The organism is Sulfitobacter sp. PR48 (assembly GCF_028807335.1).
Lineage (GTDB): Bacteria > Pseudomonadota > Alphaproteobacteria > Rhodobacterales > Rhodobacteraceae > Sulfitobacter.
Genome location: NZ_JARAMM010000003.1, coordinates 99418 through 113685, shown reverse-complemented (window position 1 = coordinate 113685; position 14268 = coordinate 99418). Strand labels below are relative to the sequence as shown.

Below are 14268 nucleotides of genomic sequence, written 5' to 3'. Positions count from 1 at the left end.
AAGGAGGGGCAATTCGGCCCGAGATATCTTTGATGGACGGATGGGGATAATGTGGACAAAGTTGCCGTCAAACATGAGCACCCAGGCCCGGCTTGCGCTTCGCCTCCGAGGTTCGAAAGGGCGCTTTCTGGACCTTCGCCGAGAAGCGCGTGAAAGTCTGGTAAGCGGGACAAAGCCGACCTTTACTTCGCGTTCTCCAATGTCCGGTTTTGGCAAACCGTTCAACAAACGGTCGTTTCTGCCGGTGACAAAAACCTATGAGTAATGACCGAAATCGTCCGACAATCACGCTATGAAAGCTGGGGAAAGGTCCGTTCCAAATTGGTCCCGGAGAAGGTGAGCCCTGCAACCTGCGCACCTATACATGTTGCTCTGAACCAGCTCCCTCCAACAACTGTTGCGTTTGTGAGATTAGCATTGTCGAGGTTTGCTTTTGTGAAGTCCACATTCTTGAGTATTGCCCCAGAGAAATTTGCACCACCCAAGTTCGCACCGTAGAAATCGACGTTCTCTAAAGTCATACCGGAGAAGTTCGAGGCGGGTATAACGGCTCCATTCAAGTTCAAGCCGTTGGGCCGAGTACCTCTAAAATCGAGGCCTAGTTCTTCCAAGTAAGTGCCTAACTCTTGGTTTTTGCCCTGCCCTGAGCTGAAAGCTTCCAGCCGTTTTTGTAGGTCAAGATTTTTCATGGCCAATATACCACTCAGTCTGAGATACCTCTACGATCAACCTCTTCTTGCAGAGAGTGGAGGTCCGTTTCCGTCAGGAACCCGGTATCAATGATTACATTATGCCCTGACCGAAGTTCTCGCTCAATCTTTGCAACGTCGGTGGTCACGTCGAATCCGCCTGCACTTGCGGGGAATCCGCTTCTGAAGCCCTTGACGTCCCACGCTTGGTTATTCGCATCAATGAATTCGGCTGCGCCGGTGGGGTCGCGAACAATAGGCCCCGGAACTAGCCCGGCCTCCTCGGCACCGAGACCAATTTCTCGCTCTCGCATACCTTGTTCACGTATGGCACCCCCGTGTGACGGGTCGGCAGCAAGAGCATCAAGTTCTTCTTGTGTACGTTCGATGGCAACGATGTTTGGCCCCGTCTCCTCTGGGATTGGGGTTGAAATGATGGTGTCGGTTGGATCACCGGGAATAGGAGAACCGGTGTTGTTTGGCAGGCCCAGCTCATCAATGGGATAGGTTTCAAGCCATTGCTCGATCCGTTCTGGGGTGAAACCGGGTAGTTCTCCCAGTCGGCGCTCACCTTCTGTCAATTCAGGGAAGACCTCGACCCAGCCTTGTGCCAGCTCGCCTTCCTGAAGCCGTAAATCCCCGCGTGCGAACGCTTCTCCGGCGGCTTCAATGAAGTCTTGCAAAGCGCGCTGTTTCGCGGGATCGCCACCATCGCCTGTTTCCAAAATGGTACCAGGGTTGAGCAACTCGAAAAGCGCAGCTGCCTCAGCGCCGATGCGTGCAAATTCGGGGTTCTTGGGCAGAACCGGATACCCCCCGCTGCTGATCCCCTCCTGTATGAGCGCATAGGCTGTTGCGGCCAGACGACCTTCGACGGTGGCAACATCGACACCAAGCCGCGCACCTGCCTCATCCACGCGTCGATCACGCATGGCTTCCGTCCAGTCCTGCAATGCATCAGACGCAAGAAGCGCCGCGCCAACGCCAGTCAGAGCGCGTAGGCCACGTATCGCATCAGTTGGATCGACAGCGGGAAAGCCACCTGCCGTGGGTGCGAAATCCGCCAGTACCACATTGCTCTGGACGCCGGGCAAAACAGGCTCGGCGTAGCACCGGCAATTGGGTGCTTCTCCTGGATGCCCGCCTTCCGGGGGATCATCTCAACGGAAAACGCGGTCATCATATGCAGGGTGGCTGTCGCGCACTTTAGCATCATCGCGCGAGCGCCAGATGTACTGCACAATCCCAAGGTCTTCCTGCCGGAGCTGGTTGATCAATCCTGCGAAGGCACGCAAAAGGCGTTCTTCCATTGCGGTTCGAAGCGGACGCAATCGCTGTTGGTGGTTCTCATATTCGCTGAAAATACTCTCAAGGCGCAGGTCCCATGCATCAAGCGCCTCTTCCTTTGCATCCGACACATCCCGCAGATCAGCTTTGGTGACAGTTGGAACCGTGTCCGGCGGAGTCAGTGCATTCAGCAGCAGCTGGGTGTTCTCGGAAATCACCTCATCGAGGCGTTCGCTGAAATCGGCCCTCAAAGCAGAATAGTTTGGGAACGTCGATTTAAATGACAATCCCAGACGACGACCAACAATGCGACCATCGCGCCGTGCAATAACATAGTGACCGTTACCACCATGTCTGAGGAAGTCGCTGAAACTGTGTTGCATGGAACCTCCGCGCACGTGCGGAACAGGTTCTATCCATCATTGGTAAAGGAAGCCCAAGACCATCGTTCGCTACGCCTTCACAAAACGCAACGGGGATGTATGCGTCCATGAACGAGATTGCCAAAAACTCTATGCCAAAACCTGTGCGTCAAAAACGCTCGTTTTTGGAGCGCTCTGCGCTGACGCAGAAAAATGCGGTGTCGAGCTTTTACCCGCCATTATAGGTCAGTCGAAATATGGCGGGGGTTGTTCCGGTGTGAGCACGGAACGTTCGAGTGAAATGGCTTTGGCTGGAAAAGCCGCACGCCAAAGCGGTTTCGATGATTGGTACATGGTCGCGGAGCATCGCTTTCGCGCAATCGATCCGTTTGAGGGTGATCCAGGCATGCGGCGCGATCCCCTTTGACGCTTTGAACATCCGGTTAAGGTGAAACGGAGACAAATCGGCAATCCGGGCAAGATCTTCTAGCCGGATTGTTTCGCCCAGATGAACTTCAATCCAGTCTTCCAATAGGCGCAGAAGTCGGGGCGGCAACCCGCCGCGCAGTACGATCTTGCAACCGCCGAGCTGGCCGATCAGTTCGGCCAGGCCAGTATCGGCCAGTAGCCTGTCGCCCGTCATGGCCGCTTGGGCTAGAGCGTTCAGCGGTCCGACAAGACCTGGCATCTCGGCAAAAGTCACTTCTGGCAGATCCAGTTGTCTGGCGTCACGGTCGTGGATTGCGGCAAAACTAGACCTCAGGCGATCGTCCGGCATGTAAAGATGGATGAAGCGGACGGGCGTGGTAATCTCCCAGTTCGATCTGTGACCTTCGGGCAGTATGCACACGGTGCCCGGTTGTCCTGATCCCGCCCCGCGGTCCAGCCTTCGGGTGCCGTAGCCGCCCTGCAGGTACAGGCTGAAGGCGTGCCCTTGGGGCCCGTCATAAAATACCCGATCATCCCGGTGTTCCCAAATCGTCACCTGGCGCCCTGCGCCAAGGTCAAGCGTGGTCACTGCATTCGCTGTGGGAGAGTGGGCAAGGAAATCACGAACAATCTGCTTCATGCCCCTGTTTAGACCAGCGCAGTCCAAACGAAAATGGTCCCGCTGCGGTTCACCGCAAGATCGTGCAAATGCGCGTCAGCAATCTCGCATAGAGACGATGGCAAAGGAGCCTACAATGAGCACACCCGTCCTCTTTATCGCGACTGTTTTCATCTGGGGCACGACTTGGATCGCAATTGCGGCCCAAGTCGGAGATGTCCCCGTTTCCGTCTCGGTGTTCTATCGTTTTGCTCTGGCAGGAGCTGTGATGCTGACCGGGCTAGCCTGTCTGGGGCGGTTGCGGCGGCCCGCAGTCTGGCGCTTTGTCGTCGTGCAAGCACTGTGCCTCTTCTGCCTGAATTTTCTGTGCCTCTATACGGCAACCGCCACTGTACCCTCGGGCCTCGTCTCGGTGATCTTCTCGCTGGCCTCAATCTTCAACGCGATAAATACACGGATTTTCTTTGGTGACCGGATCGAGCGAAAGACGATCCTAGCAGGTGGGCTGGGGGTGGCGGGGCTGACCCTGTTGTTCTGGCAGGATCTTGCAGTTGCCTTGGACCCGACAACACTGCGGGGTATCGGATGGGCCACTTTGGGGACTATGATATTTTCATGGGGAAACATGGCATCGCGGAAGAATTCGAGCCTCGGCGTCTCGCCGTTGACTGCGAATGCTTGGGGCATGGGGATGGGGGCACTTACTCTTCTGGCGCTTTTGGTCATCAGGGAACAACCTCTTGTCGCACCCGAAGGCAGTGCCTATTGGACCGCACTGGCGTATTTGGCAGTCGTCGGTTCGGTCGTTGGCTTCACGACCTATCTCCTACTCGTCGAGCGAATTGGTTCTGCTCGTGCCGGTTACGCAACGGTGCTCTTTCCAATCGTCGCTCTGACGGCATCGACTCTGTTCGAAGGCTACGTGTGGACGGCGAGCGCGGCCATGGGGGTGGTGCTGGCAGGTGTCGGGAACATCGTGATGTTTCGCAACCGTGAGCGCCCCCAGGGTCTGCAAGGTAGACCTTGAGCCGCGCCAAAAACCCTCCCTTTTGGCATGGCTGACAAACGGTCAATTTTCGGCAGCCAATAACCCCGTTCAAAACTCAAGCAGTTGTTGAAGGTTTTCGGCCATCTCGCAACAGCGGACATCCATGGACCATGCAGCATCAGTCACCTTGGGCTCGAAGCGGTCGTTCCCCCTTGCCTTGCACGGGATCGTTCCGGTTGCGCGTTCAACGTCTTGGCGAAAGGCGCTCCTGTCGCTACTGCTGTTGCCATGCGCCTTGCCCTGCTCACCGCCCTCACCATGATCGCCTTTGCGGCCAATTCCGTCCTGACCCGGCTGGCCATCGAAGGGCAGCATATTGACCCCTTGGGCTTTGCCATTGTCCGGGTGGCGTCCGGTGCGCTGGTGCTGGGGATGGTGATCACCCTGCGGGGCGGGGGGCTGCCGCTGCTGCGGCGCAACCGGTTGCCGGGGGCGTTCAGCCTTGCCGCCTATATGATCGGGTTCTCGCTGGCCTATCTCACGCTGGATGCGGGGCTGGGCGCGCTGATCCTGTTCGGCGTGGTGCAGATCACGATGTTTCTCCATGGTGCGATACGGGGTACGGCCCCCAACATGCGGCAGATCACAGGTGCCGCGATTGCCTTTGCCGGGCTGCTGGTGGCGCTTTGGCCGGGGGCGGGGAACAGCAGCGATCTTGCCGGGGCTTTGCTGATGGTCTTTGCCGGGCTGGGATGGGCCGCCTATACGATCATCGGGCGCAGTGCCGCTGACCCCCTTGCGGCGACAGCGGCGAATTTCCTGCTTTGCCTGCCGATCCTTCTGGTCCTGCTGGCCTCGACCGGGCTGTATTTCAGTCTCACGGGCCTCGCGCTGGGCATCCTTTGCGGCGGACTTACATCGGGGCTGGGCTATGCGCTGTGGTACAACGTGCTGCCAGGGTTCGATTCCGCCACCGCCGCCGTGGTGCAACTGAGCGTTCCGGTGATCGCCATCGGCGCAGGTGTGGTGTTTCTGGGCGAAAGCCTGAGCCTCCTGCTGATCATTGCCGCTTTCCTGGTCCTGGGCGGGATCGGCTGGGCGATCAGCGCACAATCGGTTCCAGCGGATCGTAGCTGATCGCTCCCGGCACACCGAAGGCGACCGCGCCCAGACTGTCGGGCTTGTGCGGGATGCTGGCCAGCTCGTCCCGGCTGGTCCATTGCCATTTGTTCACCACCCGGTCCACATCCTGCCAGGCGGGGTCGATGTCGGGGGCGCCCGACAACATGCAGCGAAAGTAGATGTCGACCTGGTGAAAACTGCCGCCGGGGTCGTGGAACTCATTGACCAGACAGGGCGCGCCGACCGTGATGGTCAGACCGGTCTCCTCATAGACCTCCCGCGCCAGGTTGTCCGGCAGCGAACTGCCCGGATGCACCCCGCCGCCCGGGGCGCACATCAGGGGGCTTTCGCCGTTGGGGTAGGCGTTGACCAGCAGCAACCGGTCCTGATGTATCAGGATGGCGCGGGCCGCAAGACGGGGGGAGGCAGAAGGCATAGGGCGATCTTTTCGCAACGTCAGTGGCGCCAGCATTTCATATTCGGATAAATCAGTCTATCTCAGGCCCATGATACGCATCATTGCCATCGTTTCCGTCCTGTCCCTGGGGGCTGCTTCCGGGCTTGCCGCAGCGCCGTCGCGCTGTGTGGTCCTGCTGCACGGGCTGGCCAGGACCGAAGCCTCCTTCGCCCTGATGGAGGCGGCACTGGAGGGTGAAGGCTACCGCGTGGTGCGCCCCGGCTACCCTTCGACAGAGGCACCGGTGGAGGCATTGGTCAAACAGACCCTGCCGGACGCGGTGGCGGCCTGCGGGACCCCCAAGGTCGATTTTGTGACCCATTCGATGGGGGGTATCCTGTTGCGGCAATGGGTTGTCGATGCCGGGGCTGACCGTGTCGGGCGGGTGGTGATGCTGGCCCCGCCCAATCAGGGCAGCGAAGTGGTTGATGAGCTGAACGAGGTCGTCGCCTTTGACTGGATCAACGGCCCGGCGGGCGCGCAGATGGGCACCGGTCCGGACGCCCTGCCGCGCAGCCTGCCGCCGGTCACGTTTTCCCTGGGCATTATTGCGGGATCGCAGTCTTTGAACCCATATTTTTCGTCAATTCTGCCGGGGCCGGACGATGGCAAGGTATCGGTCGCCTCGACCCGTGTGGCGGGCATGACCGATCACATCGTCCTGCCGGTGACACATACCTTCATGATGAACAATCCGCGGGTGATCGCCCAGACCATGAGCTTTCTCAACACAGGTGCCTTTGACCAGTCGATGACATGGATTGGCGGGGTGCTGGATTCCTTCGGCTGCCCCGCCGGCAGCTGCCTGACAGGCCGCAGCGATGCCCGAGATTGATCTGACCGGGGGCCAGGTGCTGCGCCGGGAGGGGTGGAGCAATGCGCCGCTGTCTTTTGCGGGTGGCGTGATTGTGGATAAACCTGTGGGTCGTTCCGTGGATTTGCGGGGATTCAACATCTTGCCGGGTATCGTTGACCCGCATGGCGATGGCTTTGAACGTCATCTGGCCCAGCGGCGCGGGGCCATGAAGCAGATGGATGAGGGTCTGGTCGCCTGCGAGGCCGAGCTGGCCGCAAACGGGATCACCACGGCGGTACTGGCCCAATTCGTGAGCTGGGAAGGCGGAATGCGCGGATTATCCTTTGCCGACAAGGTCTTTCGCGCCATTGCTGACACCCGGAACACGCTGGTCACCGACCTGCGGGGGCAGTTGAGATTCGAGACCCATCTGCTTGATCTTTATGAAGAAATGCCGGGACGGATTGCGGATTGGGGGGTCGAATACATCGTCTTCAACGATCATCTGCCGCATGACCGGCTGGAGGCGGGCAAACAGCCGCGCAGGCTGATGGGGCAGGCGCTGAAGGCCGGGCGCAGCCCCGAGAAACACCATGCCATGATGCTGGAACTGCACGGGCAAAGGGATGAGGTGCCCGCAGCACTTGACGGTTTGTGTGAAACGCTGGGCCGTGCAGGCCTGCGGATGGGCAGTCACGACGATACGACAGCGGAAGGTCGGGCGGCCTGGCGCAAGCGCGGTGTGCGCATTGCCGAATTCCCCGAAACGCTGGAAGCGGCAGAGGCGGCGCAGGCGGCAGGTGATGCGGTGATCATGGGCGCGCCCAACGTGGTGCGCGGCGGGTCGCACAATGGCAACCTGTCGGCCCTGGATCTGATCGTGATGGGCTATTGCGACGCCATCGCGTCAGATTATCACTACCCTTCGCCGCGCCGCGCCGCCTTGATGCTGGCAGAGGCGGGCGTCGCCCCGATGGCGGACATCTGGCATCTGGTTTCCGGCGGGCCCGCCGCCCTTCTGGGGCTGACCGACCGCGGCGTGCTGGAGGCGGGCAAACGTGCCGACCTTGTGGTGCTGGATGCCGCCACGGGCCGTGTGGCCGCGACATTTGTCGCCGGGCGGGTGTCTTACATGTCGGGCGAGATTGCCGAGCGTTTTACCGCGTGATCCGGTTCACATGGCCCATCTTGCGGCCCGGTTTGACGCTGGCCTTGCCATAAAGATGCAGGCTGGTGTTCTTTTCCCGGGCCAGCTCCGGCACCCTGTCCATGTCATCGCCGATCAGGTTTTCCATCACCACATCGGCATAGCGTGACCCATCGCCCAGCGGCCAGCCGGTGATGGCACGGATGTGCTGTTCGAACTGGTCCACGCTGCAACCCTGTTGTGTCCAATGGCCCGAGTTGTGCACCCTTGGCGCAATTTCGTTCACGATCAGACCCTGCGCCGTGACGAAAAGCTCGACCCCCAGAACCCCGACATAATCCAGCGCATTCAGGATCCTGGCTGCCATCAGAACCGCGTCGGTGCGCTGGCTGGCCGACAGGCGGGCGGGCACCGTTGTGCTGTGTAGAATACCGTCGCGGTGGACGTTTTCACCGGGGTCAAAACAGGCCACTTCGCCGGTCACGCTGCGCGCCGCAATGACGGAAACCTCATGGCTGAAATCGACAAAACCTTCCAGGACACAGGGGGCGCCGCCCATCTGGGACATGGTGCCGACAGCCTCCTCGGCGCTGCGCAGGCGCAGCTGACCCTTGCCATCGTAGCCAAAGCGCCGGGTCTTGAGGATCGAAGGCGTACCGATGGTTGTCACGGCGGCATCAAGCGCCGCCTGATCGGGGATATCGGCATAGGGGGCCACGTTCAGCCCCAGACCTTGCAGGAATTCCTTTTCGGTCAGGCGATCCTGGCTGATGCGCAGCGCCTCGCGGCCCGGCCGGATCGGCACCTGCGCCTCGATCAGGTCCAGCGCGCTTGTGGGGACATTCTCGAACTCGAACGTCACGATGTCACAGGCGCTGGCAAAGGCCCTGAGCGCGGCGTCGTCTTCATAGGGGGCGGTGGTGACGGCATCGGCCACATGGCCTGCGGGCGGCTCTGCCCCCGGCTCAAAGATATGGGTCCTGAACCCCAGACGGGAGGCGGCAACCGACAGCATCCGGCCCAGTTGACCGCCGCCAAGAATGCCGATGGTGCTGCCAAGGGGGAGCGGCTCAGTCATCTGTGGGCTCCTCCGGAATGGATGCGCTGAGGGCTGCGCGCCAATTGTCCAGCCGCTCGGCAAGTTTTGGGTCCTGCAGGGCGAGGATACCCGCGGCCATCAGGGCCGCATTGGCAGCGCCCGCGGCACCGATGGCCATGGTCGCCACCGGGAAGCCGCGCGGCATCTGCAGAATGGAATAAAGCGAATCGACCCCTGACAATGCCCGCGTCTGGACCGGCACGCCGATCACCGGCACCCGGGTTTTCGAGGCCATCATGCCGGGCAGATGTGCGGCACCGCCGGCACCTGCGATGATCACCTGCATGCCACGATCCACCGCCGTCTTGCCGTAGTCCCACAGCCTGTCGGGGGTGCGGTGCGCGGAAACGATGCGCGATTCGTAAGGAATCGCCAGCTCGTCCAGCAGCGCCGCCGCCTCGCGCATCGTGGACCAGTCAGATTGCGAACCCATGATGATGCCAACGGGGGGAGGGGTCATGCCAAGCAGCCTTTTGCAGAAATTCAGAGCGCGCACTATACCTGTCCGCGCCTGCAGGGCAATGCGCGCAGAGGATGTTTCAGGCGATGATATCGGGGGTCAGGCGGTCTTCGATCTGGGCAATCAGATCCTTCAGCCGCAGTTTGCGTTTTTTCAGCCGTTGCAGGGTCAGCTGATCTGCCGTGTTCCGGTCCGTCAGGGCCCTGATCGCCTCGTCCAGATCGCGGTGTTCGCGGCGGAACACTTCAAGTTCCACACGCAGCACATCGTCGTTTTTCATGGAAAGATCAGTCGGCGCATTCATCGGTCGGGTGATTCCATCACAGTAGAGTACCCCAATATAGGGCGTGCGCTTGTTCACGCATAGCCCTTGCGCCCGGTAGTCCATGCCCCCATATTTATGCCATGGGTTGCCGCTGAAGGGGCCCATGCCTGACTGTCGCTTTAATACAGGACGTGTCGCATGACGAAACTGACGCTTGCTTCTTATCCTCACATGTTGGGGTTTGAACAGCTGGAACGGGTGCTGGAACGCACTGCGAAATCCGGCAACGAAGGCTATCCGCCTTTCAATATCGAACAGACATCCGACTACAGCTACCGCATCACGCTGGCCGTTGCGGGCTTTGCCGAGGATGATCTTGCCATCACTGTCGAGGACCGCCAGCTGGTGATCCGGGGACGTCAGCACGATGACGGCGAAGACCGGGTGTTCTTGCACCGTGGCATCGCCGCACGGCAGTTCCAGCGCAGCTTTGTGCTGGCCGACGGGGTGGATGTGGGCGAAGCTCAGATGGAGAACGGTCTGCTGCACGTGGACTTGACCCGGGCCAAACCCGAAACAGTTGTACAGACCATAAAGATCAAGAAAGGGTAAGATATGCATGACATGACAACCCATGGCGGGGACCGGACGGTATACGTCAAGACAATCGCCGTCAGCGATCTGCCTCGCGAAGTACGCGATCAGGCCGAAGGTCTGGAACTGCTCTATTCGGTTCACGATGCCCAAGGCCAGCAGCTGGCGCTTGTCGGCGACCGCAAACTGGCCTTTCATCTGGCGCGCGAACATGATTATGCGCCGGTGATGGTGCATTAGAAGATGCATTAAGCGCGGTCGGGGCCTTTACCCCGCCACGCGGATCATGGATTTGTAAGAGGCCGCAGCGCACTGCGGCCTTTTTTGTTATCCGGGGAAGTTTGCGATGCGCCTTGAATTTGATTGGGTCGATGCCTTTACCACCCAGCCGTTTGGCGGAAACGGCTGTGCCGTGGTGCATGGCGGTGCGGTTCTGAGCGATGAAACCTGCATGGGTTACGTGCGCGAAACCTCTCTGGTGGAATGCACCTTTACCGGACCGTCCGATGTGGCGGACCTGCGGGTGAAATATTATCTGGCCAGCCGGGAAATACCCTTTGCGGGTCATCCCACGATTGCCACCGTGGCTGCGCTGCGCCATCGCGGCATGATCGGCGACGGGCCGCTGCGGCTGGAAACCGGGGCGGGCATTGTGGCGGTCGAGGTGGCGGGCGACCTGATCACGATGACACAGGTGGCGCCGACATTCGGCGCAGAGGTCGCTCCGCATCTGGTTGCTGCAATCGGCGGCATCACCCCGGAAGAGATCATCAGCCCGCCGCAGATTGTATCAACCGGGTTGCCGTTCTGCATTACGGTGCTGCGGAACCGTGCCGCCCTCGACGGGCTGCGGTTCGACCCTTCGGCGCTTAAGGCCTATGCACAGGCTTTGGGTCACGACGGTATTGATATCATGGAGCCTTACTGGATCACCCTGGAAGGGGCTACCTCTGCCGGCGACACCTGTGCACGGCTTCTGTTGGCACCGCCCAGCCCGCCGGAGGACCCGTTCACCGGTTCCGCCACCGGTGCGGCCGCCAGCTATCTCTGGGCGCGGGGGCTGCTGGACAGCCCTTCCTATGTGGCCGAGCAGGGACATGGCATGGGCAGGCCGGGTCAGGCGCAGGTCACCGTCCTGGGGCCGCGCGACGCCATCACCGGGGTGCAAGTCGCCGGGCAGGGCTGCGTGATCATGACGGGGGATGTCTTTCTTCCCGCCGGGGATGAAGGGCGGTGACCGATCCGGCCATCGCTGTCCTGCCCTACGGGTCGCAACTGGGGGCCGCGCTTGCGCAGGTGCCGCTGGACGATCTGCACTGGCCCCTTGGGCGGCCCGACCGGCTGGCGGCGGGGCAGGTGGGGGATCTGCTGCCTGACGATCACCTGATCGTCTATCCCAAGACGGCGATGCATTTCCGGCTGCGCTGGGCGACACCCGCGCGGGTCTCTGTCATGGTGGTGGAACCTGCCGCGATCCACCGGCGGCACCTGCGGCTGCTGCGCTGGACCTGGCGGCGCTTCTACCGGGTGCTTTGTCACGACGACGCGTTGCTGGCGGCAATCCCGAACGGCATCATGCTGCCCTTCGGCACCAGTTGGGTGCCGGACCCGTCCGGATTGAAGATCGACAAGACACGGCACATGTCGCTCATCGCCTCGGCCAAGCGCGACACGCTGGGCCACCAGCTGCGGCACGAGATGGTCGATCTGGTCAGGGACGAGGGGCTGGAGGTCGAAATCCTGGGGCGCGGCTATGCCCCTTTTGCGGAAAAGTCCGACGGGCTGGCACCCTACCGTTTCTCCGTGGTGATCGAAAACATCCGCGAGCGGAACTACTTTACCGAAAAGATCGTCGATGCCGTGCTCTGCGAGACGGTGCCGATCTATTGGGGTTGTCCGAACATCGGGGATTTCATGGATACCGGCGGGATGGTGATCTGCGAGGATGCGGCCCAGATGAAGGATGCGATCCGCGCGGCAAGCGGGGGGCTGTATGACCAGCTTGCCTCCGCCCTGCGCGCGGCCAAGCCGCAGGCGGCGCATTGGGCCGATCTGGAAGGCCGCGCCGCCCGCGCCATCCGCGACAGTCTGTGAAACGCAAAACGCAGCCCCGGGGGGCTGCGTTTCGGGTTCGTCGCGAAGGGATCGGATCAGCCGCTGATCAGACCCATGCTTTCCAGTTTCAACAAAACCTGATGGGCGCAGTTGTCGACGTCCACGCTTTCGGTGTCCAGTGACAGTTCGGGATTCTGCGGCACATCGTAAGGGTCAGAAATGCCTGTGAATTCCTTGATCTTGCCTTCGCGCGCCAGCTTGTACAGCCCCTTGCGGTCGCGGCGTTCGCATTCCTCGATCGAGGTGGCCACATGCACCTCGACAAAGGCGCCGAAGGCTTCGATGTCTTCGCGAACCGCGCGTCGGGTGGTCGCATAAGGTGCGATGGGTGCGCAGATGGCGATGCCGCCGTTCTTGGTGATCTCGGAGGCGACATAGCCGATGCGGCGGATGTTGAGGTCACGGTGCTCTTTCGAGAAGCCCAGCTCGGAGCTGAGGTTCTTGCGGACGATATCGCCGTCCAGCAGCGTCACAGGGCGACCGCCCATTTCCATCAGCTTGACCATCAGCGCATTGGCAATGGTGGATTTGCCCGAGCCGGAGAAGCCGGTGAAGAACACGGTAAAGCCCTGATCGGAACGCGGCGGAGAGGTGCGGCGCAGCTCCCTGACCACTTCGGGGAAGGAGAACCACTCAGGAATTTCCAGACCTTCGCGCAGGCGGCGGCGCAGTTCGGTGCCGGAAATGTTCAGGATGGTGACGTTGTCCTTGTCCTCGATCTCGTCTGCGGGCTCGTACTGGGCGCGTTCCTGCACATAGACCATGTGTTTGAAATCGACCATTTCGATGCCCATTTCCTCCTGATGCTCGCGGAACAGGTCCTGCGCATCATAGGGGCCATAGAAATCTTCACCGGCTGAATTCTTGCCGGGGCCCGCGTGATCGCGGCCGACGATGAAATGGGTGCAGCCGTGGTTCTTGCGGATCAACCCGTGCCAGACCGCCTCGCGGGGGCCCGCCATGCGCATGGCAAGGTTCAGCAGCGACATCGAGGTGGTGGCCGCCGGGTATTTGTCCAGCACCGCCTCATAGCAGCGGACGCGGGTGAAGTGATCGACATCGCCGGGCTTTGTCAGGCCGACAACCGGATGGATCAGCAGGTTGGCCTGGGCTTCACGCGCGGCGCGGAAGGTCAGCTCCTGGTGTGCGCGGTGCAGCGGGTTGCGGGTCTGGAAGGCCACGACCTTGCGCCAGCCCATCTTGCGGAAATAGGCGCGCAGTTCATTGGGCGTGTCGCGGCGTGCGCGGAAGTCATAGTGAACCGGTTGCTGAATCCCGGTGACCGGTCCGCCAAGATAGATCTTGCCGGCCTTGTTGTGCAGGTAGTTCACCGCCGGATGCGCGTCATCATCCGCACCGAATACCTTTTCGGCTTCGCGGGCCTTGTTCGGCTCCCAGCGGTCGGTCACGGTCATGGTGGCAAGGATGACACCTTCCTGATCGCGCAGGGCGATGTCCTGGCCCAGCTCCAGTTTCTCGGCGAAATCCTCGCTCACGTCCAGGGTGATCGGCATCGGCCAAAGGGTGCCGTCGGCCAGCCGCAGGTTTTCCACGACGCCGTCGTAATCGGCTTCGGTCAGGAAACCCTTCAGCGGGTTGAAGCCGCCGTTCATCAGCAGTTCCAGATCGCAGATCTGGCGCGGGGTCAGATCGTGGCTGACCAGCTCACCCGCCTCATGCTTCAGCTTCTGGGCCGACTCGTAGGAAACATACAGCTCGGGGATCGGGGATAAATTTTGCACCATCGTCATGTCAAACTCGCTTTTGCCTTATGTCGTCGTGACAGTTTGCAGGCCCTATGCCCCCGCAGCGCGTCCAGAGTCTAGCGGTGCAAGGCGA

The 14268-nt window shown here is 60.9% G+C and carries 17 protein-coding genes; 8 read left to right on the top strand and 9 right to left on the bottom strand.

Annotation, left to right across the window (positions count from 1 at the left end; translation table 11 throughout):
* Positions 1-290 precede the first annotated feature (290 nt).
* From PVW51_RS05215 to PVW51_RS05200, 4 genes are all read right to left on the bottom strand, one after another.
* Positions 291-689, bottom strand: coding sequence for a pentapeptide repeat-containing protein (locus PVW51_RS05215; RefSeq protein ID WP_114275727.1), 399 nt, complete (start codon positions 687-689; stop codon positions 291-293).
* Positions 690-703: 14 nt separating this feature from the next.
* Complete coding sequence (locus PVW51_RS05210) at positions 704-1621, bottom strand: hypothetical protein (RefSeq protein ID WP_274573869.1); 918 nt, start codon at positions 1619-1621, stop codon at positions 704-706.
* 228 nt (positions 1622-1849) lie between these two features.
* Positions 1850-2359, bottom strand: coding sequence for a hypothetical protein (locus tag PVW51_RS05205; protein ID WP_274573868.1), 510 nt, complete (start codon positions 2357-2359; stop codon positions 1850-1852).
* Between the two features lie 208 nt (positions 2360-2567).
* Positions 2568-3407: a helix-turn-helix transcriptional regulator gene (locus tag PVW51_RS05200; RefSeq protein WP_274573867.1), complete on the bottom strand. Its 840-nt coding sequence runs from the start codon at positions 3405-3407 to the stop codon at positions 2568-2570.
* Positions 3408-3522: 115 nt separating this feature from the next.
* On the opposite strand from PVW51_RS05200, the gene PVW51_RS05195 reads away from it, so the two are divergent.
* Together PVW51_RS05195 and PVW51_RS05190 are read left to right on the top strand one after the other, a co-directional pair.
* Entirely contained in the window at positions 3523-4413 is an 891-nt protein-coding gene (locus tag PVW51_RS05195; RefSeq protein WP_274573866.1) for a DMT family transporter, read from the top strand.
* Positions 4414-4662: 249 nt separating this feature from the next.
* Complete coding sequence (locus PVW51_RS05190; protein ID WP_274573865.1) at positions 4663-5511, top strand: DMT family transporter; 849 nt, start codon at positions 4663-4665, stop codon at positions 5509-5511.
* Here the strand turns inward: PVW51_RS05190 and PVW51_RS05185 are convergent.
* Positions 5477-5932, bottom strand: a complete 456-nt coding sequence (locus PVW51_RS05185) for an NUDIX domain-containing protein (protein WP_274573863.1) — start codon at positions 5930-5932, stop codon at positions 5477-5479. The genes PVW51_RS05190 and PVW51_RS05185 overlap by 35 nt on opposite strands.
* Before the next feature lie 70 nt (positions 5933-6002).
* Between PVW51_RS05185 and PVW51_RS05180 the strand changes: the two genes are divergently transcribed.
* Together PVW51_RS05180 and PVW51_RS05175 are read left to right on the top strand one after the other, a co-directional pair.
* On the top strand, positions 6003-6788 hold the full coding sequence (locus tag PVW51_RS05180; RefSeq protein ID WP_274573862.1) for an alpha/beta fold hydrolase: 786 nt from the start codon (positions 6003-6005) through the stop codon (positions 6786-6788).
* Positions 6775-7917 (top strand): alpha-D-ribose 1-methylphosphonate 5-triphosphate diphosphatase, encoded by a 1143-nt coding sequence (locus PVW51_RS05175; RefSeq protein ID WP_274573861.1) that lies wholly within the window; start codon positions 6775-6777, stop codon positions 7915-7917. The genes PVW51_RS05180 and PVW51_RS05175 overlap by 14 nt, the downstream gene beginning before the upstream one ends.
* Here the strand turns inward: PVW51_RS05175 and PVW51_RS05170 are convergent.
* From PVW51_RS05170 to PVW51_RS05160, 3 genes are all read right to left on the bottom strand, one after another.
* Complete coding sequence (locus PVW51_RS05170) at positions 7907-8974, bottom strand: 5-(carboxyamino)imidazole ribonucleotide synthase (RefSeq protein WP_274573860.1); 1068 nt, start codon at positions 8972-8974, stop codon at positions 7907-7909. The two genes, PVW51_RS05175 and PVW51_RS05170, sit on opposite strands and share 11 nt — an antisense overlap.
* Positions 8967-9455, bottom strand: coding sequence for a 5-(carboxyamino)imidazole ribonucleotide mutase (gene purE, locus PVW51_RS05165; RefSeq protein WP_274573859.1), 489 nt, complete (start codon positions 9453-9455; stop codon positions 8967-8969). The genes PVW51_RS05170 and purE overlap by 8 nt, the downstream gene beginning before the upstream one ends.
* A gap of 79 nt (positions 9456-9534) precedes the next feature.
* Positions 9535-9759: a YdcH family protein gene (locus PVW51_RS05160; RefSeq protein WP_269361211.1), complete on the bottom strand. Its 225-nt coding sequence runs from the start codon at positions 9757-9759 to the stop codon at positions 9535-9537.
* A gap of 159 nt (positions 9760-9918) precedes the next feature.
* Here PVW51_RS05160 and PVW51_RS05155 point away from each other — a divergent pair, with 159 nt between their 5' ends.
* The 4 genes from PVW51_RS05155 to PVW51_RS05140 all read left to right on the top strand — a co-directional run bounded on the left by PVW51_RS05155 (position 9919) and on the right by PVW51_RS05140 (position 12408).
* On the top strand, positions 9919-10332 hold the full coding sequence (locus tag PVW51_RS05155; RefSeq protein ID WP_114275153.1) for an Hsp20 family protein: 414 nt from the start codon (positions 9919-9921) through the stop codon (positions 10330-10332).
* Between the two features lie 3 nt (positions 10333-10335).
* Entirely contained in the window at positions 10336-10554 is a 219-nt protein-coding gene (locus tag PVW51_RS05150; protein ID WP_114275152.1) for a DUF1150 family protein, read from the top strand.
* A gap of 106 nt (positions 10555-10660) precedes the next feature.
* Positions 10661-11551, top strand: coding sequence for a PhzF family phenazine biosynthesis protein (locus tag PVW51_RS05145; RefSeq protein WP_274573858.1), 891 nt, complete (start codon positions 10661-10663; stop codon positions 11549-11551).
* On the top strand, positions 11548-12408 hold the full coding sequence (locus tag PVW51_RS05140) for a glycosyltransferase family 10 domain-containing protein (protein ID WP_274573857.1): 861 nt from the start codon (positions 11548-11550) through the stop codon (positions 12406-12408). The genes PVW51_RS05145 and PVW51_RS05140 overlap by 4 nt, the downstream gene beginning before the upstream one ends.
* A gap of 56 nt (positions 12409-12464) precedes the next feature.
* Here the strand turns inward: PVW51_RS05140 and PVW51_RS05135 are convergent, their stop codons facing one another.
* Complete coding sequence (locus tag PVW51_RS05135; RefSeq protein WP_274573856.1) at positions 12465-14180, bottom strand: bifunctional sulfate adenylyltransferase/adenylylsulfate kinase; 1716 nt, start codon at positions 14178-14180, stop codon at positions 12465-12467.
* Positions 14181-14268 lie beyond the last annotated feature (88 nt).